This is a genomic window from Stenotrophomonas sp. 22LJNL06-5-1 (assembly GCF_056861455.1).
Genome location: NZ_JBSPUE010000006.1, coordinates 128,147 through 152,689 on the forward strand (window position 1 = coordinate 128,147; position 24,543 = coordinate 152,689).

The following is a 24,543-nucleotide window of genomic DNA, read 5'->3' on the forward strand; positions in this document are numbered from 1 at the left end:
CACCAGAGGCAGAGGAGTGCCCACCAAGGTGGGCACCCACCAAAAGCAGGGAGGGGCGATCAGTTACGCAGCGGCTTGCCGGTCTTCAGCATGTGCGCGATGCGGGCCTGGGTCTTTTCCTGCTGGGCCAGTTCGACGAAGTGCTTGCGCTCCAGGGTCAGCAGCCATTCTTCGTCGACCAGGGTGCCGCGGTCGACCTTGCCGCCGCACAGCACGGTGGCGATGCGCTCGGCGATCTCATAGTCGTACGGGCTGATGAAGCGGCCTTCCAGCATGTTGACCAGCATCATCTTGAAGGTGGCGATACCCACGTCACCGGCGACCTGGATGCGGCGTGCCGGCAGCGGCGGACGGTAGCCCGCTTCGGCCAGGGCGCGGGCTTCGGCCTTGGCGATGTGCAGGGCCTCGTAGCTGTTGAACACCACCTTGTCGGTGCTGCGCAGCAGGCCCAGTTCCTTGGCGTTGACCGCCGAGTTGGAGACCTTGGCCATCGCCACGGTCTCGAAGGTCTTCTTCAGTTCGGCGAACACGTCGCCGCCCGGGCCTGCGGCCTGCGAGGCGCGCACGGCCAGTTCCTTCAGGCCACCACCGGCCGGCAGCAGGCCGACACCGGCCTCGACCAGGCCGATGTAGCTTTCCAGGAAGGCTACGGTCTTGGCGCTGTGCATCTGGAACTCGCAGCCGCCACCCAGGGCCAGGCCGCGCACGGCAGCCACCACCGGCACCAGCGAGTACTTGATGCGCTGGCTGGTGCGCTGGAAGTTGGCGACCATCTCTTCGAACTGGTCGACCTTGCCGGCCTGCAGCAGGCCGAGGGCACCGGCCAGGTCGGCACCGGCGGAGAACGGTTCCTTCTGCTGCCAGATCACCAGGCCCTGGAAGTCCTTCTCGGCGCGGCTCACGCATTCCTGCAGGCCGTCCAGCACCTGGTCGGACACGGTGTTCATCTTGGTCTTGAAGCTGACCACGGCGATGCCATCACCGTCGTGCCACATGCGCAGGCCGTCGTTCTCGAACACGGTCTCACCCGGCGCGAACTTCTCGCCCAGCAGCGGATCCGGGAAGCGCTGGCGCTGGTACACCGGCAGCGACGAGCGCGGCAGCTTGGCGTTGCGCGACGGGCTGTAGCTGCCCTCGGCGGCGTGCACGCCGTCGCGGCCATCGAACACCCAGTCCGGCAGCGGGGCGTTGCTCATGCTCTTGCCGGCCACGATGTCATCGGCAATCCACTGCGCGACCTGCTTCCAGCCGGCGGCCTGCCAGGTTTCGAACGGGCCCAGCGACCAGCCGTAGCCCCAGCGGATGGCCAGGTCCACGTCGCGCGCGGTCTCGGCGATGTCGGCCAGGTGGTAGGCGCTGTAGTGGAAGAGGTCGCGGAAGGTCGCCCACAGGAACTGCGCCTGCGGGTGCTGGCTTTCGCGCAGCTTGGCGAACTTCTCGGCCGGGTTCTTGATCTTCAGGATCTCGACCACTTCCGGCGCGGCAGCGCGATCAGCCGGACGGTAGTCCTGCTTCTCCAGGTCCAGTACGACGATGTCCTTGCCGACCTTGCGGAAGATGCCGGCACCGGTCTTCTGGCCCAGTGCGCCCTTGGAAATCAGCGCGTCCAGCCACTTCGGCGACTTGAAGAACTCATGCCACGGATCGTTTGGCAGGGTGTCGCCCATGGTCTTGATGACGTGGGCCATGGTGTCCAGGCCGACCACGTCGGAGGTGCGGTAGGTGGCCGACTTCGGGCGGCCGACCAGCGGGCCGGTCAGACCGTCCACTTCATCGAAGCCCAGGCCGAACTGCTGGGTGTGGTGGATGGTGGACAGGATCGAGAACACGCCGATGCGGTTGCCGATGAAGTTCGGGGTGTCCTTGGCGTACACCACGCCCTTGCCCAGGGTGGTGACCAGGAATGCTTCCAGGCCTTCCAGTACGGCGGCATCGGTGGTGGTTGCCGGAATCAGCTCGGCCAGGTGCATGTAGCGCGGCGGGTTGAAGAAGTGCACGCCGCAGAAGCGGTGGCGCAGCTGCTCGGGCAGCACGTCGGCCAGCTTGTTGATGCCCAGGCCCGAGGTGTTGGAGGCCAGCACCGCGTGGTCGGCCACGAACGGGGCGATCTTCTTGTACAGGTCCTGCTTCCAGTCCATGCGCTCGGCGATGGCCTCGATGATCAGGTCGCAGTCCTTCAGCTGCTCCAGGCCGGACTCGTAGTTGGCCGGGGTGATGGCTTCGGCCAGCGACTTGCTGGCCAGCGGCGCCGGGCTCAGCTTGCCCAGGTTGGCGATCGCCTTCAGCACGATGCCATCGGCCGGACCTTCCTTGGCGGGCAGGTCGAACAGCACGGTGTCGACGCCAGCGTTGGTGAGGTGGGCGGCGATCTGGGCACCCATGACGCCGGCACCCAGCACGGCGGCGCGGCGGACTAGCAGGGAATTGGACATGGTGTAGGGCCTTTGTTGGTCAGCAGTTACTGGGTGGAATCAAGGGGAAGCGGGCAGGGCGCTGGCGCGTGCGGCGGCGCGGAACCCGGCTTCGGCGAAATGGATCAGTTCGTGGGCGGCATGGGCACGATGCGCCGCTTCGGTGACACCGGCGGGACGCTTGATCAGCCCGAAGTCGGCCATGGCATAGGTGAGCGAGCCGGCCAGGAAGTCGAGGCGCCAGTACAGCTCTTCCTTGCTCAGGTCGGGCGCGCATTCGGCAATCGCCTTGCCGAACGCACGCAGCACGTGGCCGTAGTGGTCGGACAGGAACTTGCGCAGGTTGTCGTTCTTCTCGGCGTAGGCGCGGGCGATCACGCGTACGAAGGCGCCGCCGTTCTGGCGGTCCTGGGCCAGCGCCAGCGCCGGTTCGACGAAGGCGGCCAGCACCGGGCGCAGTTCGCCGGGGTGCTCGCTGCGGGCGCGCTCGAGCTGCGCCAGGCGTGCCCCGGTCATTTCGTCCATGCGGCGGCGGAACACCTCGTTGACCAGGTTTTCCTTGGAGCCGAAGTGGTAGTTGACCGCGGCGATGTTGACGTCGGCCTGGCTGGTCACCTGGCGCAGCGAGGTGCCGGCGAAGCCATGCTGGGCGAACAGCTCCTCGGCCGCGCCTAGGATCCGGTCCTTGGTCGAGAAGTGGGCGGGTTTGGCCATCGGCGGGCGGACCTTAATCAAACGATTGTTTGATACTAGGACCAGACGGTAGCGTATGGCATTTTGCAGTGCAGCAAAACTGCCTAGGCGGTTACAGGGGATTCAGTAGTGCCAGCCCATGGCTGGCAGCTCGCGACGCTGAATGGGAGCCCCAGGCCCGAAATGCCCGGCATGAGGCCTGCCAGCCATGGGCTGGCACTACTGAGTGGGATCTCTTACAATTCGCCTACGTTTATCAGGCTAAGCCCGCGTCCCGACGCGGGTTTTTTTCATGTTACCCTTCGGGCCATCAGCGGCCCGATTCCATTGGAGACATCCCATGGCGCTGGAGCGCACCCTTTCGATCATCAAGCCGGACGCCGTTGCCAAGAACGTCATCGGCGAAATCTACGCCCGCTTCGAAAAGGCCGGCCTGAAGGTCGTGGCCGCCAAGTACAAGCAGCTGTCGCGCCGTGAAGCCGAAGGCTTCTACGCCGTTCACCGCGAGCGTCCGTTCTTCAACGCGCTGGTCGAGTTCATGATCTCCGGCCCGGTGATGATCCAGGCCCTGGAAGGCGAGAACGCCGTCCTGGCCCACCGCGACCTGCTGGGCGCCACCAACCCGAAGGAAGCCGCTGCGGGCACCATCCGCGCCGACTTCGCCGAATCCATCGATGCCAACGCCGCCCACGGCTCGGACTCGGTCGAGAATGCCGCGATTGAAATCGCCTACTTCTTCGCCGCCACCGAAGTCGTTTCGCGCTGAGAGTAATGCCGTGAACGAGGTCGTACAGTCCCCCGCCATCCAGCCGCTGCCGAAGTCGGCACCCACGGCTGGCAAGCAGAACCTGCTCGACCTCGATCGCGCGGGCCTGGAGAAGTTTTTCGTCGAGGTTCTTGGCGAAAAGAAGTTCCGTGCCCATCAGGTGATGAAGTGGATCCACCATCGCTACGTCACCGACTTCGATGAAATGACCGACCTCGGCAAGGTCCTGCGCGCCAAGCTGCAGTCCCATGCCGAGGTGCTGGTTCCCAACATCGTGTTCGACAAGCCCTCCGCCGACGGCACCCACAAGTGGCTGCTGGCGATGGGCGTGGATGGCAAGAACGCCATCGAGACCGTGTACATCCCCGACAAGACCCGCGGCACGCTGTGCGTCTCCTCGCAGGTCGGTTGCGGCCTGAACTGCACGTTCTGCTCCACTGCCACCCAGGGCTTCAACCGCAACCTGACCACCGCCGAGATCATCGGCCAGGTGTGGGTTGCCGCACGCCACCTGGGCAACGTGCCGCACCAGATGCGTCGCCTCACCAACGTGGTGATGATGGGCATGGGCGAGCCGCTGATGAATTTCGACAACGTCGTGCGCGCCATGAGCGTGATGCGCGACGACCTGGGCTACGGCCTGGCCAACAAGCGCGTGACCCTGTCGACCTCCGGCCTGGTGCCGCAGATCGACCGGCTGTCTGCCGAAAGCGACGTGTCGCTGGCGGTGTCGCTGCATGCGCCGAACGACGCGCTGCGCGAGACCCTGGTGCCGCTCAACAAGAAGTATCCGATCGCCGAGCTGATGGCCTCGTGCGCACGCTACCTGCGCGCCAACAAGCGCCGCGAATCGGTCACCTTCGAATACACCCTGATGAAGGGCATCAACGACAAGCCCGAGCATGCCCGCGAACTGGCCCGCCTGATGCGCCAGTTCGACAACGCGGTGCAGGCCAAGGATTCGGGCAAGGTCAACCTGATTCCGTTCAACCCGTTCCCGGGTACCCGCTACGAGCGTTCGGAAGAAGCACATATCCGCGCCTTCCAGAAGATCCTGCTCGACAGCAACGTGCTGACCATGGTCCGCCGCACCCGAGGCGACGACATCGACGCCGCCTGCGGTCAGCTCAAGGGTCAGGTGATGGACCGCACCCGCCGCCAGGCGGAGTTCAACAAGACGCTGCAGGCGGGGAAGGGGAGCGATGCCGCGGCCTGACCGCCTCTGGCTGGTTCTGTTCGCAGGCGTGCTGACCGTTGCGGTCGGCGGCTGCAAATCCCAACCCAAGGCCAAGCTGGGCCCGAGCGAGGCGCCGGTCTACTCGGTCCGTGATCCGGACAACGTGCGGCGTCAGGTGCGCCTGCAGGACCTGCTGGCGCTGGCCGCCCGCGACATGCAGGTCGGCAACCTCGATGCGGCCGAACGCAAGGCGCGCGAGGCGTTGAAGCTGGCCCCCGAATCGCCTGATGCGCTGGTGCTGCTGGCTGGCATCGACGAGCGTCGTGGCCGTACCCAGCAGGCTGGCGAGCGCTTCCGCAGGGCTGCCGAACAGGCGCCGCAGCGCGGGGACATCCTCAACAACTACGGCGCGTGGCTGTGCCAGCAGGGTCGCCCGGCCGAGTCGCTGGTCTGGTTCGATCGTGCGCTGCAGGCGCCGGGCTACGCTACGCCGGCCGAGTCCCGGGCCAATGCCGGGGGCTGTGCCCTGGACGCTGGCCAGCTTGAACGTGCCGAGCGCGACCTGCGCGCGGCGCTGTCGACGCTGCCGGGAAACCCGGTCGCGCTGGAGGCGATGGCCCAGCTCAGCTTCCGCCAGGGCCGCTTCATGGAGGCCCGGGCCTTCGCCGAACGTAGGATTGCGGCTGCACCCGCAACGCGTTCCGTGTTACAACTTGCGTCTCAAATCGAAGCGCGGCTGGGTGATCGGGCGGCATCTGACCGCTATCTTCAGCGCATTCGACAGGAATTTCCGCAGGAAGCGGGCTCCTAACTCCAGGGTTGATGCATTGTGATTGATGACCAGACTGTGAGCGCTCTCGAGACTGCGGCCGGCTGCGGCAGCCGCCTGCGCCAGGCCCGCGAGGCGGCCGGACTGACCCTCGAAGATGTCGGCTCGCGCCTGCGCATGCCGGTCCAGGTGGTCAGGTCGCTGGAAGAAGAACAATGGCAGAAGCTCGGCGCGCCGGTGTTCGTGCGCGGCCAGCTGCGCAGCTATGCGCGCCTGCTGGACGTGGATGTGAGCCAGCTGCTGGAGCAGGCCCAGGTCGGCCCGGTGGTTCCGCCCACCCTGGTCAGCCATACCCATACCCCGCGTGCGCGCCGCATTGCCGAGAATCTCGGCCGTCGCGTGCTGTATGTCGGTATCACCGCGGTGCTGGCGGTGCCGGTGTGGTTCGCCACCCGTGACCATTTCGATGGCAGTGCGACGCCGTCGCCGAACACCGCTTCGCTGGACGCGATCCCGGCCGCCGTGCCGGTGACTCCGTCTGCCGCCGGCGTCGAGCCGGCTGCCGTGGCTGACGTGGCGAGCGCCCCGGTCAGCAAGCCGGCCGCCACCCCGTACGTAGCCTCGCTGGCCCCGGTGCCGCGTTCAGCCCCGGCGCCAGCGGCTGCCGCCAATACGCTGGACATGCAGTTCAGCGGCGACAGCTGGGTCGATATCGGCGGCCCGGACGGCGCTACCGTCGAGAAGGCGCTGATCAAGTCCGGCGAGAGCCGCAGCTTCACGCCGGGCCAGGTGACCCGGGTGACCCTGGGCAACGCCTCGGCGGTCCAGGTTCAGCAGAACGGCGCTATCGTCGATCTGACCCCCTACCAGCGAGCCAACGTGGCACGCTTTCAGGTATCCTCTGAAGGCTCCGTAGTCCCGGTTTCGCACTGAGGCGCGGTTTCACCACCTTCGATTAATCCCAATGGTCCCTCCCGATGGGCGGGGCGAGAGTACGCATGGCGATCGACGATCTGCTCGACGAGCACGAACAAAGTGAACGCGTCCGCAGCTGGCTGCGGAAGAATGGCGCCAGCATCCTCGGTGGCGTAGTCATCGCCATCGGTGCGATTGCCGGCTGGCAGTGGTACCAGAAGGATCAGGGCGGCAAGCTGGCCTCGGCCAATGTCGAGTACCAGAAGGCGCTCGTTGGCCTGCAGCAGAACAAGCTCGACGACGCCTCCAAGGCGGTCAAGGCGCTCGAAGCCGGCCCGTCCAGCATCTACGGCGACCTCGCGGCGCTGCAGCTGGCCAAGGCCCAGGTCGACGCCGGCAAGAACGAAGAAGCCCTGGCCACCCTGCGCGGCGTGAAGGTCGAAGGTGACCTGCAGCGCGTGGTCGACCAGCGCGTGGCCCGCCTGCTGGTGGCCACCGGCAAGAGTGACGAGGCGATCAAGCTGCTGGGCAGCGCCACTGACAGCAGCAGCCTGGAAATCCATGGCGACGCGCTGATGGCGCAGGGCAAGCGTGATGACGCCCGGGGCCAGTACGAGAAGGCGCTGAAGTCGCTGGACGTGGCAGCGCCGCAGCGGCGCCTGCTGGAAACCAAGGTTATGGACGCCGGCGGCACCGTTGCCGCCCCTGCGGAGTCGGTTTGATGAGTCAGAAGGTCATGATCACCCGCGTCGCCACCGTGCTCCTGATGGGCATGGCCCTGACCGGCTGCAGCACCGTGAAGGGCTGGTTCGCCGGCAAGGACGCGGCCGCGAAGAAGGCACAGGAACCGGCTGAGCTGGTCAAGTTCGAGCCGACCCTGAAGGTCAACAAGGCCTGGTCGGTCAACCTCGGCAAGGGCGAGCGCCGTATCGGCGTGCGCCAGGGCCCGGCCGTGGCCAACGGCCACGTGTTCGCTGCGGCGCTCACCGGTGGCGTGCACGCCATCGACCTGCAGACCGGCAAGAAGGTCTGGACCTGGGAGCCGAAGAAGGAAAAGAAGAAGGCCAAGCTGCGCCTGTCCGGCGGCCCGGGTGTCGGTGAGAACCTGGTCGTGATCGGCACGCTGGATGGCCAGGTCATCGCCCTGGACATCAACGACGGCAGCGAGAAGTGGCGCGCCCGTGTTCCGGGTGAAGTCATCGCCGCGCCGGCCATCGCCCAGGGCGCGGTCTACGTGCGCAGCAATGACGGTCGCATCACCGCGTTCGATGCCGGCAACGGCACCCAGAAGTGGTTCAACCCGAGTGAGCTGCCGGCACTGACCGTGCGTGGCAACGCGCCGGTGGTAACCGGCCCGGGCGTGCTGTTCATCGGCAAGGACGAGGGTGCGGTTGCCGCCCTGGCCCAGCAGGATGGCCGCACCCTGTGGGAACAGAACGTGGGCAACGGTGAAGGCCGTACCGAGCTGGAGCGCATGGCCGATGTCGACGGCGCGCCGGTGCTGGATGGCAACACCCTGTTCGTGAGCAGCTTCAAGAACCAGACGATGGCCATCGAAGGCCCGACCGGTCGCCCACTGTGGGCGCGCGACCATGGCGGTGCCGGTGGTGTGGCGGTCTCGTCCGGCAATGTGTTCGTCACCGACAACAAGGGCGGCGTGTTCGGCCTGGACAAGGCCAGCGGTGCGGCGATGTGGTCGCAGACCGCACTGGCCCGTCGCTCGCTGACCGGCCCGGCACTGCACGGCGACTACGTCGTGGTCGGCGACTACAAGGGATACCTGCACTGGTTGCAGACCTCCGATGGTGCGATGGCGGCACGGGCAAAGAGTGGCGGTGACGCCCTGCTGGCCCAGCCAATCGTCGTAGACGGGGTGCTGCTGGTGCAGAACGTTGATGGCAAGCTGACCGCCTTCCGGTTGGCAAATTAAATTGGAGTAATCGCGATGCTGCCTTTGGTCGCCCTGGTTGGACGGCCGAATGTCGGCAAGTCGACTATTTTCAATGCGCTTACGCGCACCCGTGACGCGCTGGTCCATGACCAGCCCGGCGTCACCCGCGACCGTAACTACGGTGTCTGCCGTCTGGACGAGGACAATCATTTCCTCGTCGTCGACACCGGCGGTATCGCGGAAGAGGAAGAGGGTCTGGCAGGGGCTACCACCCGCCAGGCCCGCGCCGCTGCCGCCGAAGCCGACCTGATCCTGTTCGTGGTCGATGCCCGTGAGGGTACCTCGGCGATGGACGACGAGATCCTGGCCTGGCTGCGCAAGCTGTCGCGCCCGACGCTGCTGCTGATCAACAAGATCGACGGTACCGACGAGGACACCGTGCGTTCGGAGTTCGCCCGTTACGGCTTCGGCGAGATGCTGACCGTGTCGGCTGCGCACCGCCAGGGCCTGGACGACCTGCTGGACGAAGTGGTCCAGCGCCTGCCGGAAGAAGGCAGCGGCGAAGAGCTGGACAACGATCCGAACCGCATCCGCATCGCCTTCGTCGGCCGCCCGAACGTGGGCAAGTCGACCCTGGTCAACCGTATTCTCGGCGAGGAGCGCATGATCGCCTCCGACGTACCGGGTACCACCCGCGACTCGATCGCGGTGGACCTGGAGCGTGACGGCCGCGAATACCGCCTGATCGATACCGCTGGCCTGCGTCGCCGTTCGCGCGTGGACGAAGTCGTCGAGAAGTTCTCGGTGGTCAAGACCATGCAGTCGATCGAGCAGTGCCAGGTGGCCGTGCTGATGCTCGACGCCACCGAAGGCGTGACCGACCAGGACGCCACCGTGCTCGGTGCAGTGCTCGATGCCGGCCGCGCGCTGGTGATCGCCATCAACAAGTGGGATGGCCTGACCGAGTACCAGCGCGAACAGGCTGAAACCATGCTGTCGCTGAAGCTGGGCTTCGTGCCGTGGGCTGAATCGGTCCGCATCTCGGCCAAGCACGGCTCGGGCCTGCGCGAACTGTTTCGTGCGGTGCACCGTGCGCACGAATCGGCGAACAAGACCTTCACCACCAGCGAAGTGAACAAGGCGCTGGAAGTGGCCTACGAGACCAACCCGCCGCCGACCATCCGCGGCCACGTCTCCAAGCTGCGCTACGTGCACCCGGCCGGCGCAAACCCGCCGACCTTCATCGTGCACGGCACGCGCCTGAAGGAGCTGCAGGAGTCGTACAAGCGCTACCTGGAGAACTTCTTCCGCAAGCGCTTCAAGCTGATCGGCACGCCGGTGAGCTTCATCTTCCGCGAGGGCACCAACCCGTACGAGGGCAAGAAGAACGTCCTCACCGAGCGGCAGGTCAAGGCCAAGCGGCGCTTGATGAAGCACGTCAAGGGCAAGTGATTCAGAAGAAGGCGGCCGCAGGGCCGCCTTTCTTGTTTGTGGTAGTGCAGGCCGCTGGCCGGCAGGGTCATGAACGCATCAGACGACACGAGGTTGCCGGCCAGCGGCCGGCACTACCCCGCGTCTATAGATATTGATCAGGGCGGACTGCTGCGACGAGCGCGGCAGTGCGGCAACGCGCATGGGACGCCTCGGCTGCGTCGCGATGTTGAAGCCGGCTGCACCTGGCTTGCGGCCGGGATCGATTCCGGCGCCCGCGCCTGCCCCGTGATGCTTGCCCAGACCAGGGTCGTACCCAGTGCACCCGCCAGGTACGCCACCGACACCGCGCCGATCACCAGGCCCGCGGCATGCTCCAGCCACGGAAGCAATCGGCAACACCCCTGTGCCCAGCGCGGATGGCTGCCGAGCCACGCCATCAGCAGGCCGAGCGACAATGCAACACCGCTCAGGCAGGCCACGTAGGCGGCCTTGGTGCCCATGTCGGCAACGAGGCCGCTGACCAGGGCTGCAATCGCGAACTGCAGCATCCAGTTGCTGCTGCTGGCGAGCGCCAGCAGGCATCCTGCTTCGGCGTGCGGCCAACGGGAGCGGGCGCTCAGGCCCCAGGGCATCTGCAGGGAAAGCGGAGAGAAGGTAGTCAAGCCGGCGTCGCGCAGGCACATGCCCGCCAGGCGCAGCAGCAGGAGGCAGCCCGCGCACTGCATCGCCAGCGCCCACAGGCCAAGGTTTCCCAGCATGCCCGCTGCTACGAACGCCGTGGCGCAGATGACGCCTGTACCGATGGCGATACCGAACGACGCGGCCATGGCGGCGCGCCCGCCCGCGCCCATCGCGGTGCGCAGGATCTTGGCGTGATTCGAAGCAGGCAGGAGCATGGCGAAGCCGTACAGCACCGCGACGATGAAGAACTGCTGCACGTAAACCTGCCACTGACCTACAGAAAGTGCCGAGTGTGGGCTGCGGCGGACGCGCCGTATTGAACGCCATTGCGGCAGGCGCGAACCGCTGGCATCAGCCCACCCACAGCGACACGACGATCCATAGCGCCAGCGCAATCATCAGGAGTCCTGCGGCCCGCTCCAGCCAGGGCAGGGCGCGTGCGAATCGACCCAGCACCCACGGGTGGCCGACCAGCGCGGCGACCAGCAGATCCCATAGCAGGACGATGCCGAACATCCACGCGCCATAGAAGAATTTTGTTGCGGCATTGGCCTGCGGACCGTTGAGCATTGCCGCCAGCGTTGCGTAGAACATCGCATTCTTCGGGTTGAGCAGCGCAGACAGGGCGCCCAGCCCTGCCGCCTTCCACCATCCGTGGGCACCACCCGCTCGCGATCCGGCGGCAGCTTCAGATGCCTGCAGCGTCGTCGAACCCGCATGGCGCAGGAACAGCGTGCCGAGGTACAACAGGAACCCGCAGCCCGCCAACTGCACCGCAATGAACCCCGCGCTGCCTGCGCGCAGCATGGCCATTCCGGTGAAAGCGGCCACGATGAAGACGCCATTGCCGACGGCGATGCCTGCGCAGGCGCCGCTGGCGGTGCGCCAGCCAGAGGTGATCGCGGTACGTGCAACGAGGAAGAAGTCGGGGCCGGGTGAGAGCAGGGCGAGAAAATGTACGGTGGCGATGACCAGGAACTGTTCCATCGGGTCCGGCGGCGGCTGGCTGGGCCGCCAGTCTGGGGATGCGCCGCGCGATGGTATTGAACGTTATTGCAGGCTCAGCGCCGGTACTGGCCCGGGGTCGCACCGGCGTGGGCCTTGAAGACCCGCTGGAAATGGCTCTGGTCGGCAAAACCCAGCGCATGCGCGACCACGGCCAGTGCCTGCCCTTCGCACAGCCGGCGGCGGGCCTCCTGGATGCGCTGGTCGATCTGCCAGGCGTGCGGGGTCAGGCCCGTGGCACGTCGGAAGGCGCGGATAAGCTGGTAGCGGCTCATGCCTGCCAGCGATGCCAGCTCCTGCAGGGCCGGGGTGTGTTCGAGCCGCTGGCGCAGAACGTCCATCACCGGCTGCATCCTCTGCTGTAATGCGGCATCTTCAGGCGGGCCAGCGACGGCTACACCATCGTGTTCATCCAGATCGCCGACGAACGCGATCAGGGCGGCTTCCTTGACACTGGCCGGATCGTCGGAGAACAGCGTCTCGTTGAGCTGGCAGTACTGCTGGTAGCGCGGGCGATGGTTGGAAATCCGGATCGGCTCCTGCTGCCAGTCGGGTTCGGGCAGGTCGTCATACTCGGCGCGGACCTCGGCCATCCAGCGCGCGTCCAGATGCAGCATCTGGTAGCTCCAGACCTGGCCGGGCAAGGGGTTGCAGGCGTGCACGCGGCCTGCGGGTACGCCCACCAGACTGCCGGGCTGCAGCAGGCGCGGTCCTTCCGTGGCGCCGGTGAACAGGCTGCTGCCGGCGTCCACGGCGCCGATCGAGAAGGTGTCATGGCTGTGCGGGCGATGGCAGGCGCGGCTGTCGCACGCCCGTCGGCTTTCGACGAAGGGCATGCGCGGGTCACGCCAGAATTCGGTGGCAGAGCGCATGCGGCGGTTCCGGGATGCAGGGGGGCAACGCCCGCATGGTGCCATGTTCGGGGCAAGGCGCGTCGAGGGTGTCTGCGCGATAATGCGGCCATGAGCATCCAAGAGCTTTCCCCCGCGCAGGCACGCGAGCGCCTGGCCCATGGCGCGGTGCTGATCGATGTACGCGAGGCGCATGAACGGGCCGGCGGGATGGCCGAGGGCGCGCGCGGCGTGGCCAAGGGCGAGCTGCAGGCCGACCCGTCCGCGCATCTGCCGCGGCACGACCAGGAAATCCTGCTGATCTGCCAGAGCGGCAAGCGCTCGGCCGATGCCGCGCAGTTCCTGCTGGAGGCCGGGTACACCCGCGTCGCTTCCGTGACGGGCGGTACCGTGGCCTGGCGCGAGCAGTCGCTGCCACTGGTGCAGCCGCTGGCCAGCGCTGCCGACCGCGATTTCTACGACCGTTATTCGCGCCACCTGCTGCTGCCGCAGGTGGGCGAGGCGGGCCAGCGCCGGCTGCAGCAGTCGCGCGTGCTGGTGCTGGGCGCGGGTGGGCTGGGCGCGCCGGCCGGCTTCTACCTGGCCGCCGCCGGGGTAGGGCACCTGCGCTTTGCCGATCATGACCGCGTGGAGCGCAGCAACCTGCACCGGCAGATCGTGCATACCGAGGCCAGCGTCGGCCAGCTCAAGGTCGATTCCGCGCGCGAGCGGCTGCTGGCGCTGAACCCGTCGATCGAGGTCGAGGCCGTGCCGGAGCGGGTCACCTCCGAGAACGTGGATGCATTGCTGGAGGGCGTGGACGTGGTGCTGGATGGGTCGGACAACTTCCCGCTGCGCTACCTGCTCAACGACGCCTGCATCAAGCACGCTAAGCCACTGGTGTATGCCGCCATCGAGCGCTTTGACGGCCAGGTAAGCGTGTTTGACGCCGGCCGCCAGCGTGGCGTGGCGCCGTGCTACCGCTGCCTGTTCCCCGAGCCGCCGCCGCCGGAGTTTGCGCCGAATTGTTCCGAGGCGGGTGTGCTGGGTGTACTGCCCGGGCTGGCCGGCGTGCTGCAGGCCACCGAGGTGCTGAAGCTGCTGCTGGGCATCGGCGAGCCGCTGGTCGGCCGCCTGCTGCGCTTCGATGCGCTGGGCATGCGCTTCCGCGAGACCGGCATCCGGCCGGACCCGCACTGCCCGGTGTGCGCGCCGGGCGTGCCGTTCCCGGGGTATATCGATTACGCCGCGTTCTGCCGGGGTGGGTGAAGCCGGTCGGGGAATGCCTTGGTGGATGCCGACCTTGGTCGGCGTTTTCGTGCCAACCAAGGTTGGCACCTACCGAAGCGGGTGCATGGTTTCGGGATCCGGTATCCGGCCGGACCCGCACTGCCCGGTGTGCGCACCGGGCGTGCCCTTCCCGGGGTATATCGATTACGCCGCGTTTTGTCGGGGTGGGTGAACCCGGCCGGGGAATGCCTTGGTGGATGCCGACCTTGGTCGGCGCTTTCGTGCCAACCAAGGTTGGCACCTACCGAAGCGGATGCAGGGTTGGCACCCACCGACGCGGATGCAAGGCACCCACCGACGCGCATGCATGGTTTCGGGATGATGCTGGGGGTCACTCCTGGCATCGTTCCATCTCCAAGACAATCCGACGCAACATGCGTGCTATTGCCGTCATCGGCATTGCTCTATTGTTGAACCCGATTCTGGATCTTGGGGAAAACACCGCATGGCGGTAGAAGCAGCGACCAGCGAGCTGGTCAAGGTCGTGGCCCTGTTGGGCGCGGCGGTGGTGATGGTGCCTTTGTTCCGCCGGGCCGGCCTGGGCTCGGTACTGGGCTACTTCGCCGCTGGCCTGGCGATCGGACCGTTCGGGCTGGGCTGGTTCTCCGACCCCCAAGCCATCCTGCATACCGCCGAGCTCGGTGTGGTGATGTTCCTGTTCGTGATCGGCCTGGAAATGCGGCCCTCGCACCTGTGGAGCCTGCGCAAGGAGATCTTCGGGCTGGGCACGCTGCAGATCGTCACCTGTGCGCTGGTGCTGACCAGCATCGCCAAGCTGTTCGGCCTGCCGTGGCAGGTGGCCTTCATCGGCGCCACCGGCTTCGTGCTGACCTCCACCGCGGTGGTGATGCAGTTGCTGGCCGAGCGCGGCGACATCGCACTGCCGTCGGGGCAGAAGATCGTCTCCATCCTGCTGTTTGAAGACCTGCTGATCGTGCCGTTGCTGGCGCTGGTGGCCTGGATGGGCCCGAGTGCGGGCAGCGCCGATGGCGAGGGTTCGCGCTGGCTGTCGGTGGCGATCGGCGTCGGTGCCATCGTCGGCCTGGTGCTGGTCGGCCGCTTCCTGCTCAACCCGCTGTTCCGCCTGCTGGCCGAATCGAAGGCGCGCGAGGTGATGACCGCCGCCGCGTTGCTGGTGGTGCTCGGTGCGGCGCTGCTGATGCAGCTGTCCGGCCTGTCGATGGCGATGGGCGCGTTCCTGGCCGGCGTGCTGCTGAGCGAATCGACCTTCCGCCACCAGATCGAGGCGGACATCGAACCGTTCCGCGGCATCCTGCTCGGCCTGTTCTTCCTCAGCGTGGGCATGGCGCTGGACCTGAGCGTGGTGGCTGCGCACTGGCAGCTGATCCTCGGCCTGGTGCTGGCCCTGATGGCAGCCAAGGCGCTGTGCATCTATGTGGTGGCGCGCATCATGGGCAGCGACCACGCACAGGCGCTGGACCGTGGCGTGCTGATGGCGCAGGGCGGCGAGTTCGCCTTCGTGCTGTTCTCCGCTGCCGCATCGGCCGGCGTGATCGATCTGGAGATCAATGCCAACTTCACCGCCGTGGTGGTGCTGTCGATGGCGCTGACCCCGCTGGTGGTGCTGGTCTACAAGCGCATCGCGCCGAAGCCGACGGTGAACATGGACGGCGTGGACGAGGCCGATGGCCTGTCCGGCAGCGTGCTGCTGATCGGCTTCGGCCGCTTCGGCCAGGTCGCCAGCCAGTCGCTGCTGGCGCGCGACGTGGACGTGACCATCATCGACAACGATGTGGAGATGATCCAGAGCGCCGCGCGATTTGGTTTCAAGATCTATTACGGTGATGGCACCCGCCTGGATGTGCTGCATGCTTCGGGTGCCGCGACCGCGCGTGCGATTGCGGTGTGCGTGGACAAGGCCGAGGCCGCCGACCGCATCGTCGAACTGGTGGCACACGAGTTCCCGCAGGCCAAGCTGATGGTGCGCTCGTTCGACCGCGAGCATTCGCTGCGGCTGATCCATGCCGGCGTCGATTTCCAGATCCGCGAGACGTTTGAATCGGCAGTGCTGTTCGGCCAGGCCGCGTTGGTGGAACTGGGTGCAGACGAAGACGACGCGATCGAGATTGCCGAGCAGATCCGTCGCCGCGATGCGGAGCGCTTCGAGCTGGAGATTGCCGGCGGTGGCTTGAATGCCGGCGCGCGCATGATCTACGGCAACAGCCCGCAGGGCGTACCGACGCCGACCCCGTTCACCGCGCCGAAGCGCGAGAGCAAGACGCTGAACCCGCAGGATGTGCCGGAAGAGGAAGAATAAAGCCCGGTAGTGCCGGCCGCTGGCCGGCAAATACGGAAACGTTCCGACGTCATCGGGTTGCCGGCCAGCGGCCGGCACTACCGGTGCGCGGTGTCGGCGCGCGGCGGTGGGCGAGGGGGCGTGAATCAGGGACAATAGCGTCCCCGCCGCCCCACGCCTGCTCCCGATGACCGATTCCGCCTCCCCGCTTCCTGCCCGCATCCTCGATGGCCGCCGTATCGCCGAGGACCTGCTCGACAGCCTGAAGGTGCGCGTCGACGCCCGCGTGGCCGCCGGCGGCAGTCGCCCGGGCCTGGCCGTGGTGCTGGTGGGTGGCGACCCGGCTTCGACCGTGTACGTGCGCAACAAGCGCCGTGCCGCCGAGAAGGTCGGCATCGAAGCGCATGACTACGATCTGCCGGCCGGTACCACCGAAGCCGAGCTGCTCGACCTGATCGACCAGCTCAACGCCGATCCGAAGATCAACGGCATCCTGATCCAGCTGCCGCTGCCCGGCATTCCCGACGCGCGCCGGCTGATCCAGCGCATCGACCCGCGCAAGGACGTGGACGGTTTCCACCCGGAAAACGTCGGCCACCTGGCCCTGCGCGAATTCGGCCTGCGCCCGTGCACCCCGCGCGGCATCACCACGCTGCTGGGCCACACCGACCAGCCGGTGCGCGGCCGCAACGCCACCATCGTGGGCGTGAGCAACCACGTCGGCCGCCCGATGGGTCTGGAGCTGCTGATTGCCGGCTGCACCGTGACCAGCTGCCACAAGTTCACCCCCAAGGACGTGCTGGAACAGGCCGTGCGCAACGCCGACATCCTGGTGGTGGCGGTCGGCCGCCCGGGCATCGTGCCGGGCGAGTGGGTGAAGCCGGGCGCGGTGGTGATCGATGTGGGTATCAACCGGTTGGATGACGGCCGCCTGGTGGGTGATGTTGGATTTGAAGCGGCTGCCCAGCGGGCGAGCTGGATCACCCCCGTGCCGGGTGGCGTGGGCCCGATGACCGTGGCCACGTTGATGCAGAACACGTTGGAAGCGGCGGAAGCGCTGAGCTGACCCCAGTTGGAGCTGTCTGCTGTTGGTGGGTGCCGACCGTTGGTCGGCACAATGCCAGGGCAGGCCGATGACCCGCTCCTGGTAGGTGCCAACCTTGGTTGGCACGATCCGTCCGGCACCTGGACCCCAGATGGGGTGAAGGCCTCTGGCTGTTTGTGCCAACCAAGGTTGGCACCTACCAAAGGCGGTGCGCTTGGGCGCCCTGAACGGATCACCGCTGGTGCGACACTGTGTCGCGCGGAAATCCAATTCTGGCTACCAAAAATGCTGTTCTTGGCTCCTGAAAAGGGGTAAAATGTCGCGCTTCCCCACATCTCGGGTATGCCGATGCTGCGCATCCAGGCTGAAGCACTCACTTACGACGACGTCTCGCTCGTCCCCGCCCATTCGACCATCCTGCCCAAGGACGTCAACCTCGAAACTCGGTTGACTCGCGACCTGAAGCTGAAGCTTCCGATCCTGTCTGCAGCCATGGACACCGTCACCGAAGCCCGCCTGGCCATCGCCATGGCACAGCTCGGCGGCATGGGCATCATCCACAAGAATCTCAGCCTGGAACAGCAGGCCGCGGAAGTGGCCAAGGTCAAGAAGTTCGAGGCCGGTGTCATCCGCGACCCGATCACCGTCGGCCCGGAAACCACCATCCGCGACGTGCTGGCCCTGACCCAGGCGCACAACATCTCCGGCGTGCCGGTGGTGGGCAGCGACGGCCTGCTGGCCGGCATCGTGACCCACCGCGACATGCGCTTCGAGACCGAGCTGGACGATCCGGTCCGCCACATCATGACCAAGAAGGATCGCCTGATCACGGTCAAGGAAGGCGCCGCCTCCGACGAAGTGCTGCAGCTGCTGCACCGCAACCGCATCGAGAAGGTGCTGGTGGTCAATGATTCGTTCGAGCTGCGTGGCCTGATCACCGTCAAGGACATCCAGAAGAACACCGACTTCCCGAACGCTGCCAAGGATCTGTCGACCCGTCTGCTGGTCGGCGCTGCCGTCGGCGTGGGTGGTGACACCGACCGCCGCGTGGAAGCGCTGGTCGCCGCCGGCGTGGACGTGATCGTGGTCGATACCGCGCACGGCCACTCGCAGGGCGTGCTGGACCGCGTCAGCTGGGTCAAGAAGAACTTCCCGCACGTGCAGGTCATCGGTGGCAACATCTGCACCGGCGAAGCCGCACTGGCGCTGCTGGACAGCGGCGCGGATGCGGTCAAGGTCGGCATCGGCCCGGGCTCGATCTGCACCACCCGCGTCGTCGCCGGCGTCGGCGTGCCGCAGGTGACTGCCATTGACCTGGTGGCCGAAGCGCTGCAGGACCGCATCCCGCTGATCGCCGACGGTGGCATCCGCTACTCGGGCGACATCGGCAAGGCGCTGGCCGCCGGTGCCTCGACCATCATGGTCGGCGGCCTGCTGGCCGGTACCGAAGAATCGCCGGGCGAGACCGAGCTGTACCAGGGCCGTTCGTACAAGAGCTACCGCGGCATGGGTTCGCTGGCTGCCATGGAGAAGGGGTCGAAGGACCGCTACTTCCAGGACGCCGCCACCGCCGACAAGCTGGTGCCGGAAGGCATCGAAGGCCGCGTGCCGTACCGCGGCCCGGTGGGCGGCATCATCCACCAGCTGATGGGCGGCCTGCGCGCCACCATGGGCTACGTGGGCTGTGCCACCATCGAAGACATGCGCAGCAAGCCCAAGTTCGTGAAGATCAGCGGCGCCGGCCAGCGTGAGAGCCACGTCCACGACGTGACGATCACCAAAGAGCCGCCGAACTACCGCGCCTGACGCGGGCCGAGCAAAGAGGAACGGGGAAGCACTTCCCGTTCCTCTTTCTCCATCTGCCGCCGTAAATCTGATTTCGTTTTCCCTACTGCATTGCCGGGGCGCCATGACCAACATCCATAACGACAAGATCCTCATCCTCGATTTCGGCGCGCAGTACACGCAGCTGATCGCCCGCCGCATCCGCGAGCTGGGCGTCTACTGCGAAATCTGGGCGTGGGACCACAACCCGGCCGAGATCGCCGCGTTTGGCGCCAAGGGCATCATCCTGTCAGGTGGCCCAGAATCGACCACGCTGCCGGGTGCGCCGGCCGCGCCGCAGGAAGTGTTCGACAGCGGCCTGCCGATCTTCGGCATCTGCTACGGCATGCAGACCCTGGCTGCGCAGCTGGGCGGTGCCACTGAAGCGGCTGACCAGCGCGAGTTCGGCCACGCCGAAGTGAACGTGATCAACCCCGATGCACTGTTCAAGGGCCTGAGCGACCACGGCGGCGAGCCGAAGCTGAATGTCTGGATGAGCCACGGCGACCACGTCTCCGTTGCACCGCCGGGCTTCACCATCACCGCCACCACCGACCGCATTCCGGTGGCTGCCATGGCCAACGAAGAAAAGCGCTGGTACGGCGTGCAGTTCCACCCGGAAGTGACCCACACCCTGCAGGGCCAGGCGCTGCTGCGCCGCTTCGTGGTGGACGTGTGCGGCTGCCAGACCCTGTGGACCGCCGCCAACATCATCGACGACCAGATTGCCCGCGTAAGAGATCAGGTGGGCGATGACGAAGTGATCCTGGGCCTGTCCGGTGGCGTCGATTCGTCCGTGGTGGCCGCGCTGCTGCACAAGGCCATCGGCGAGAAGCTGACCTGCGTGTTCGTGGATACCGGCCTGCTGCGCTGGCAGGAAGGTGACCAGGTGATGGCGATGTTCGCCGAGCACATGGGCGTAAAGGTCGTTCGCGTGAACGCCGCCGACCGCTACTTCGCCGCACTGGAAGGCGTGAGCGACCCGGAAGCCAAGCGCAAGATCATCGGCAACCTGTTCGTCGAGATCTTCGACGAAGAGTCGAACAAGCTGAAGAACGCCAAGTGGCTGGCGCAGGGCACCATCTACCCGGACGTGATCGAGTCGGCCGGCAGCAAGACCGGCAAGGCGCATGTGATCAAGAGCCACCACAACGTGGGCGGCCTGCCGGAGCACATGAAGCTGGGCCTGGTGGAGCCGCTGCGCGAGCTGTTCAAGGACGAAGTGCGCCGCCTGGGCGTTGAGCTGGGCCTGCCGCGGACCATGGTCTACCGCCATCCGTTCCCGGGCCCGGGCCTGGGCGTGCGTATCCTGGGCGAAGTGAAGCGCGAATACGCCGAGCTGCTGGCCAAGGCCGATGCCATCTTCATTGATGAGCTGCGCAAGGCGGACCTGTACGACAAGACCAGCCAGGCGTTTGCCGTGTTCCTGCCGGTGAAGTCGGTGGGCGTGGTGGGCGATGCGCGTGCTTATGAGTGGGTGATTGCGCTGCGGGCTGTGGAGACGATTGACTTCATGACGGCGCATTGGGCGCATCTGCCGTATGAGTTCCTGGGTACGGTGAGCAACCGGATCATCAATGAGTTGCGGGGGGTGTCGCGGGTGGTTTATGACATCTCGGGGAAGCCGCCGGCGACCATTGAGTGGGAATGAGTTGAAAGAATGAGGGCGCCGAGAGGCGCCCTCTTTGTTTGTAGATGAACTTTCGATGCTGCTCTGATTCCAGTTCCTGTTCTCAGTCGTCTCCAACTGACCTCCTTGAATGCCCACCTAGAATGCTGCGGATCGCTGGTCTCTACATTGTCGAGCTGAGTGAAGAGCGGATTTGCGATTGGGCATTACCCGTAAGGTGGGAAGCCAGTTCGGAGTTGCGTAGAGCACCAACGAGGTTTCCCACGTCGGACTGACCACAGTATGATCCGGACTGACGCTTCGTCCTGCTAGGCCCGAGCCGTCAAAAAACTGGCGGTTTGGGTCACGGGCGATTAGAGAGTCAATCTGGAACGCGGCGCAAAGGAGGGGCGCATGACGGACGAAAAATCCTTTACAGAAAAGACCAGTGCGGCAGATACAAGTATCGGTTTCGACTATCAGCACTACTACTTTCTATACAGAATTCTGAATCTTGGTAAAGGCCAATCCGTAGGCCTTGAGTTGAAGGACGATGTCCACACCGAGTTGGCCGCGGACTTTAATGTTCTTTATCAGTTAAAACATACGGTTCAGACTAATTCCAGTGGCAGTCCAATAGCGCTTACCGAACTCGATGGCGATTTGTGGAAGACCATGTACAACTGGTCTAAGGTGATTTCGGACGCGGCAGATGGGCGCAAAACGGTCGATGAGCAGCTGCTATTCGTTGCGAAAACTGAATTTCATCTTGTCTCTAATAAGTCCGAGAGTAAGACAAATGATTTCATAAAGAAGCTTTTGGAGTGCCAAAGAACATCCGACTTTGGTGATGTGGATATTCATCTCGGACGCCTCCTTGAAAAAACAAAGGACGCAAAGATCGCCGCGTATATATCCTCAGTGCTGGCTCTCAATGTTCAGGTGCGCTCACGATTCCTTGCGAATGTTAAGTTTGAGCTGGGCGCCGATGACATTATTGGAATGGTTAAGAAATCAATCCATGAAAAAATCATCGCAGAGAATAAGATTGATCAAGTGTTCGAACGTCTTGATTCTCAGGTGCGGAGTGACAACTTCATTGCAGTAAAAAATGGTGGATTCTGCGTAATCTCATTTGACGAATTCATTGCAAGGTACCGGAAGATATTCGAGGATGCTCGAGGTGGAAAGCTGGTTCAGCACAACTTCGAGCCTATAGTTCCCTCTGACGTATTTAACCAGGTATTTGTTGCTCGGTTAATTGAAGTTGGTGCGCTGAGTGCTTCCGATAAGGAGCGGGCCATAGAATATACCGGTCAAAAGATTCGTCTCTCAACCAACTTGGAGAGGTGGGTTCAGGCAGGAGACCTTGTTGGTGAAGAAGTTGCCCGCTTCCATGATGAGGTCTATACAAGCTGGGACAATGAATTCCACGGGGCATTCGAAAAGTGCAAGTCCATAGAGGATGTCGTTGATTGTGGCATGGATATACTTAGGCGCCTTAAGAGGGAGCGCTTCTCGCTAAATGAGAGTGTGCTGGATGTCAAGCTGAGTAATGGTGAGCTTTATTATCTTTCAGATATCGGAAAGATTGGTTGGCACAGGGACTGGGCACAGGTGTCTGAATGATTGGGTCTGCCTATAACAATCCCGCGATATGTGCCTCATCAATCCTTTCCGTGCTTGCCCATTCCAAAGAATTATCCGTTGCAAAGACGATTCTTATCATGCCATTGGTTATGCACGATTCGACCGTGCGCTACCTAGGGCGATCGAATGTGGCGTTCCGTGAAGTATCCGGTCTCGTCGCAGTGCGCCCGGACTTATTTGCGAACTTCAATGAGAGATTCTTCAGTAGCCTCGTCACATCGGTAAATGCAATTCAATGGCTTGTTGCGGCCGGATACGTGGAATTTGACGGGGGTGTCAAGCTAGTGTCTCCCCTGAAAATTGGCCCTGAATTTGGTGATCGAGCAATTCGCATCGTGAAGGCGTCGGGCCACATTTCTAGTCTTCTGAGTTCATCAGATGAAGAGCTTTATCTAAATTTTAGGGTGAAACTGTGAAATTTGGTTTCGATAAAATTGTTATATGGTCAAAGAGTGGCGAGTGCCGTTCGCTTGATTTCGAGAGGAATAGAGTTAATGTAATATCTGGCGAGAGTCACACCGGGAAAAGCGCTCTCCTGGATATAATTGACTATTGCTTCTTGGCTGGCTCGCATAAGCTGCCAGATAGCGTAATAAATGAAAACGTTGCTTGGTATGGGGTTGTCTTCTATGTCAATGAAAAGGTATACACGCTAGCCAGGAGAAGTCCGGAAGGAAACAAAGTATCGGCGGAGTACTTTTTCTCTTCAATCGGCAATCTTCCTGATGTGCCCGTGCCGAATGCACGTGAGGATGATATCAAGAAGATAATTGAAAGCGAATTTAGTATTGATGGGGGTGTTGTAGTCCCATTCGGCGGTGGAGCGATAAAGGCAGGCTCCAAGGTGTCGTTTAGATATTTTTTGATGTTCAATACAATATCTGAAGATATTATTACTAATAGTAAGGTGTTTTTTGATAAGCAGTCTGAGGATCGCTACCGGGAAGCGCTCCCTCGTATATTTGATATGGCTCTGGGAATTGACGATCTCGGGAATATGGCCGCGCGCGAGCGACGTGATGTTTTGGGGCGGGAGCTTGCAAAGGTGCTGCGCAGAGAGTCGCGGCTTCACGCGGGGCAAGATGATTTCGATGATGAAATACGCACTATAGCTTCACGAGCTGCCGAATATGGAATATTTGATTCAAGCGTTAAGAATATTTCTCGCGAGGCTGTCCGAGATGCAATCGAGCGAGCTGCTTCAGTTGATACCGGGAAGGCGATGGGTCGTCGCGCAGAGATCGCTGCCGAGTTGTTCTCCGTGGATAAAAGACTTCGGCAGCTGCGACAGTTCTCAGCTGATTATAAGGAATACAAGCGGGCACTGAGCTCGGCGGAAGATAGCTTGCTTCCGGTTGGTCATCTAATAGAGAATGCGCCACTATTAGTTAAATCTGAAATATTTGATGATTTGATGGCGAGTTTGAAGTTCGATCTTTCGGAGATAAGAAGATCCACGAGTCGGAAGCAGCCCGTCGACGGCCAGGTTGGATCTATTATCGATGCACTGACTATTGAGCAAGGGGGGCTTCGTCGTGAGCTGGAGGCGCTTCCGGAAGAGCCTAGATCATTCGAGTCGGAGCGTGATAAATGGTTGTTCGTAGGGGAAACGAAGGGGCGCCTTAGTGTATTTGACTCTACTCCAAAGGCCCCCTCGATTCATCTGCATTCATCCGCTGATCAACTGCAGAATGAGATTGATTCGATCAACGTTCGTGACGTTGATGAAACAAGGGCATCCGTTGTTTCAATGATTAACGAAATAGCTCAGGACTACCTTGCTGAGACAGGTGCGGCTCTTGCAAACTATTCAAAGTATCAGACGGATTTTTCTTATAAGGAGAAAAGGCTTAGGCTTAGGAAGCCAAAGTCAAGTCTAATTGAGAATGTCGGGAGTAGCTCGAATCACATGTTCTTGCATCTTTTGCAATTTCTTGCGCTTCATGAGGTGGCAATTAGTCATGGCTCGCCCTTTGTTCCGAGGTGTCTAATTATTGATCAGCCAAGTCGGCCATATTATCCTGATGAGGGGGGTATGGATGGCATTGCATTGGATAATAGTGATAGTGAAAAGGTTTCAATAGCATTCAAGCTGCTAAGTGATTTTATTGGAAAGATGAATAGAGAGTATGCCGCGCAATTCCAAATGATTGTGTTCGAGCATGTCCCAAGGGCGGCATTTGAGGGAATGGAATATGTGCACTTGCTCCCCGAATTCCGTGGTGGTGAAGCGCTGATTCCCAGATCTTGGCTGCCGTAAATCTAGTTCTGCATGGATGAGCTGCTAAAGCTGGGC

The 24,543-nt window shown here is 63.5% G+C and carries 20 protein-coding genes; 15 read left to right on the top strand and 5 right to left on the bottom strand.

Annotated elements, in window-relative coordinates; genetic code table 11:
* Positions 1-59: 59 nt before the first annotated feature.
* Both AC13GF_RS14125 and AC13GF_RS14130 read right to left on the bottom strand, forming a co-directional pair.
* Positions 60-2,432, bottom strand: coding sequence for a 3-hydroxyacyl-CoA dehydrogenase/enoyl-CoA hydratase family protein (locus AC13GF_RS14125; RefSeq protein ID WP_033834902.1), 2,373 nt, complete (start codon positions 2,430-2,432; stop codon positions 60-62).
* Positions 2,433-2,471: 39 nt separating this feature from the next.
* On the bottom strand, positions 2,472-3,125 hold the full coding sequence (locus AC13GF_RS14130) for a TetR/AcrR family transcriptional regulator (RefSeq protein WP_099497437.1): 654 nt from the start codon (positions 3,123-3,125) through the stop codon (positions 2,472-2,474).
* Positions 3,126-3,444: 319 nt separating this feature from the next.
* Here AC13GF_RS14130 and ndk point away from each other — a divergent pair, with 319 nt between their 5' ends.
* The 7 genes from ndk (at position 3,445) to der (ending at position 10,074) form a co-directional block, all read left to right on the top strand.
* Positions 3,445-3,870, top strand: a complete 426-nt coding sequence (gene ndk, locus AC13GF_RS14135) for a nucleoside-diphosphate kinase (protein ID WP_008265389.1) — start codon at positions 3,445-3,447, stop codon at positions 3,868-3,870.
* A gap of 10 nt (positions 3,871-3,880) precedes the next feature.
* Positions 3,881-5,086, top strand: coding sequence for a dual-specificity RNA methyltransferase RlmN (gene rlmN / locus AC13GF_RS14140; protein WP_483005012.1), 1,206 nt, complete (start codon positions 3,881-3,883; stop codon positions 5,084-5,086).
* Positions 5,073-5,858, top strand: coding sequence for a type IV pilus biogenesis/stability protein PilW (gene pilW, locus AC13GF_RS14145; protein WP_483005013.1), 786 nt, complete (start codon positions 5,073-5,075; stop codon positions 5,856-5,858). The genes rlmN and pilW overlap by 14 nt, the downstream gene beginning before the upstream one ends.
* Positions 5,859-5,876: 18 nt before the next feature.
* Positions 5,877-6,749, top strand: coding sequence for a RodZ domain-containing protein (locus AC13GF_RS14150; RefSeq protein ID WP_483005014.1), 873 nt, complete (start codon positions 5,877-5,879; stop codon positions 6,747-6,749).
* Between the two features lie 65 nt (positions 6,750-6,814).
* Positions 6,815-7,453: a YfgM family protein gene (locus AC13GF_RS14155; RefSeq protein WP_032130493.1), complete on the top strand. Its 639-nt coding sequence runs from the start codon at positions 6,815-6,817 to the stop codon at positions 7,451-7,453.
* Complete coding sequence (gene bamB, locus AC13GF_RS14160) at positions 7,453-8,661, top strand: outer membrane protein assembly factor BamB (protein ID WP_483005015.1); 1,209 nt, start codon at positions 7,453-7,455, stop codon at positions 8,659-8,661. The genes AC13GF_RS14155 and bamB overlap by 1 nt, the downstream gene beginning before the upstream one ends.
* 15 nt (positions 8,662-8,676) lie before the next feature.
* Positions 8,677-10,074 (top strand): ribosome biogenesis GTPase Der, encoded by a 1,398-nt coding sequence (der, locus tag AC13GF_RS14165; RefSeq protein ID WP_049453247.1) that lies wholly within the window; start codon positions 8,677-8,679, stop codon positions 10,072-10,074.
* Between the two features lie 137 nt (positions 10,075-10,211).
* Here der and AC13GF_RS14170 read toward each other — a convergent pair whose 3' ends face one another.
* From AC13GF_RS14170 to AC13GF_RS14180, 3 genes are all read right to left on the bottom strand, one after another.
* The gene (locus AC13GF_RS14170) at positions 10,212-11,132 is read right to left on the bottom strand and encodes a lysine transporter LysE (protein WP_483005016.1); all 921 of its coding nucleotides are present in this window, start codon (positions 11,130-11,132) and stop codon (positions 10,212-10,214) included.
* Positions 11,089-11,724 carry a LysE family translocator gene (locus tag AC13GF_RS14175; RefSeq protein WP_439450172.1) on the bottom strand — a complete coding sequence of 212 codons (636 nt, stop codon included), beginning with the start codon at positions 11,722-11,724 and terminating at the stop codon, positions 11,089-11,091. The genes AC13GF_RS14170 and AC13GF_RS14175 overlap by 44 nt, the downstream gene beginning before the upstream one ends.
* Before the next feature lie 74 nt (positions 11,725-11,798).
* Complete coding sequence (locus tag AC13GF_RS14180; protein WP_483005017.1) at positions 11,799-12,614, bottom strand: helix-turn-helix domain-containing protein; 816 nt, start codon at positions 12,612-12,614, stop codon at positions 11,799-11,801.
* A 90-nt stretch (positions 12,615-12,704) separates the two neighbouring features.
* Here AC13GF_RS14180 and moeB point away from each other — a divergent pair, with 90 nt between their 5' ends.
* The 8 genes from moeB to AC13GF_RS14220 all read left to right on the top strand — a co-directional run bounded on the left by moeB (position 12,705) and on the right by AC13GF_RS14220 (position 24,507).
* Positions 12,705-13,841, top strand: coding sequence for a molybdopterin-synthase adenylyltransferase MoeB (moeB, locus tag AC13GF_RS14185; RefSeq protein ID WP_483005018.1), 1,137 nt, complete (start codon positions 12,705-12,707; stop codon positions 13,839-13,841).
* A gap of 466 nt (positions 13,842-14,307) precedes the next feature.
* Positions 14,308-16,140 (top strand): monovalent cation:proton antiporter-2 (CPA2) family protein, encoded by a 1,833-nt coding sequence (locus tag AC13GF_RS14190; protein WP_126929942.1) that lies wholly within the window; start codon positions 14,308-14,310, stop codon positions 16,138-16,140.
* 166 nt (positions 16,141-16,306) lie between these two features.
* Positions 16,307-17,185: a bifunctional methylenetetrahydrofolate dehydrogenase/methenyltetrahydrofolate cyclohydrolase FolD gene (gene folD / locus AC13GF_RS14195; RefSeq protein WP_132809944.1), complete on the top strand. Its 879-nt coding sequence runs from the start codon at positions 16,307-16,309 to the stop codon at positions 17,183-17,185.
* A gap of 327 nt (positions 17,186-17,512) precedes the next feature.
* The gene (gene guaB / locus AC13GF_RS14200) at positions 17,513-18,970 is read left to right on the top strand and encodes an IMP dehydrogenase (protein ID WP_075676539.1); all 1,458 of its coding nucleotides are present in this window, start codon (positions 17,513-17,515) and stop codon (positions 18,968-18,970) included.
* 103 nt (positions 18,971-19,073) lie between these two features.
* The gene (gene guaA, locus AC13GF_RS14205) at positions 19,074-20,639 is read left to right on the top strand and encodes a glutamine-hydrolyzing GMP synthase (RefSeq protein ID WP_097047922.1); all 1,566 of its coding nucleotides are present in this window, start codon (positions 19,074-19,076) and stop codon (positions 20,637-20,639) included.
* 372 nt (positions 20,640-21,011) lie between these two features.
* Complete coding sequence (locus AC13GF_RS14210) at positions 21,012-22,226, top strand: ABC-three component system protein (protein ID WP_483005019.1); 1,215 nt, start codon at positions 21,012-21,014, stop codon at positions 22,224-22,226.
* Positions 22,223-22,663 carry a three component ABC system middle component gene (locus AC13GF_RS14215; RefSeq protein ID WP_483005020.1) on the top strand — a complete coding sequence of 147 codons (441 nt, stop codon included), beginning with the start codon at positions 22,223-22,225 and terminating at the stop codon, positions 22,661-22,663. The genes AC13GF_RS14210 and AC13GF_RS14215 overlap by 4 nt, the downstream gene beginning before the upstream one ends.
* Entirely contained in the window at positions 22,660-24,507 is a 1,848-nt protein-coding gene (locus AC13GF_RS14220) for a DUF3732 domain-containing protein (RefSeq protein ID WP_483005021.1), read from the top strand. Before AC13GF_RS14215 ends, AC13GF_RS14220 begins: the two co-directional genes overlap by 4 nt.
* Positions 24,508-24,543 lie beyond the last annotated feature (36 nt).

Coding starts and splice junctions, on each gene's coding strand:
- AC13GF_RS14125 (WP_033834902.1), bottom strand. CDS start 2,432: ATGTCCAATTCCCTGCTAGTCCGCCGCGCCGCCGTGCTGGGTGCCGGC.
- AC13GF_RS14130 (WP_099497437.1), bottom strand. CDS start 3,125: ATGGCCAAACCCGCCCACTTCTCGACCAAGGACCGGATCCTAGGCGCG.
- ndk (WP_008265389.1), top strand. CDS start 3,445: ATGGCGCTGGAGCGCACCCTTTCGATCATCAAGCCGGACGCCGTTGCC.
- pilW (WP_483005013.1), top strand. CDS start 5,073: ATGCCGCGGCCTGACCGCCTCTGGCTGGTTCTGTTCGCAGGCGTGCTG.
- AC13GF_RS14155 (WP_032130493.1), top strand. CDS start 6,815: ATGGCGATCGACGATCTGCTCGACGAGCACGAACAAAGTGAACGCGTC.
- bamB (WP_483005015.1), top strand. CDS start 7,453: ATGAGTCAGAAGGTCATGATCACCCGCGTCGCCACCGTGCTCCTGATG.
- der (WP_049453247.1), top strand. CDS start 8,677: ATGCTGCCTTTGGTCGCCCTGGTTGGACGGCCGAATGTCGGCAAGTCG.
- AC13GF_RS14175 (WP_439450172.1), bottom strand. CDS start 11,724: ATGGAACAGTTCCTGGTCATCGCCACCGTACATTTTCTCGCCCTGCTC.
- AC13GF_RS14180 (WP_483005017.1), bottom strand. CDS start 12,614: ATGCGCTCTGCCACCGAATTCTGGCGTGACCCGCGCATGCCCTTCGTC.
- moeB (WP_483005018.1), top strand. CDS start 12,705: ATGAGCATCCAAGAGCTTTCCCCCGCGCAGGCACGCGAGCGCCTGGCC.
- AC13GF_RS14190 (WP_126929942.1), top strand. CDS start 14,308: ATGGCGGTAGAAGCAGCGACCAGCGAGCTGGTCAAGGTCGTGGCCCTG.
- folD (WP_132809944.1), top strand. CDS start 16,307: ATGACCGATTCCGCCTCCCCGCTTCCTGCCCGCATCCTCGATGGCCGC.
- guaB (WP_075676539.1), top strand. CDS start 17,513: ATGCTGCGCATCCAGGCTGAAGCACTCACTTACGACGACGTCTCGCTC.
- guaA (WP_097047922.1), top strand. CDS start 19,074: ATGACCAACATCCATAACGACAAGATCCTCATCCTCGATTTCGGCGCG.
- AC13GF_RS14210 (WP_483005019.1), top strand. CDS start 21,012: ATGACGGACGAAAAATCCTTTACAGAAAAGACCAGTGCGGCAGATACA.
- AC13GF_RS14215 (WP_483005020.1), top strand. CDS start 22,223: ATGATTGGGTCTGCCTATAACAATCCCGCGATATGTGCCTCATCAATC.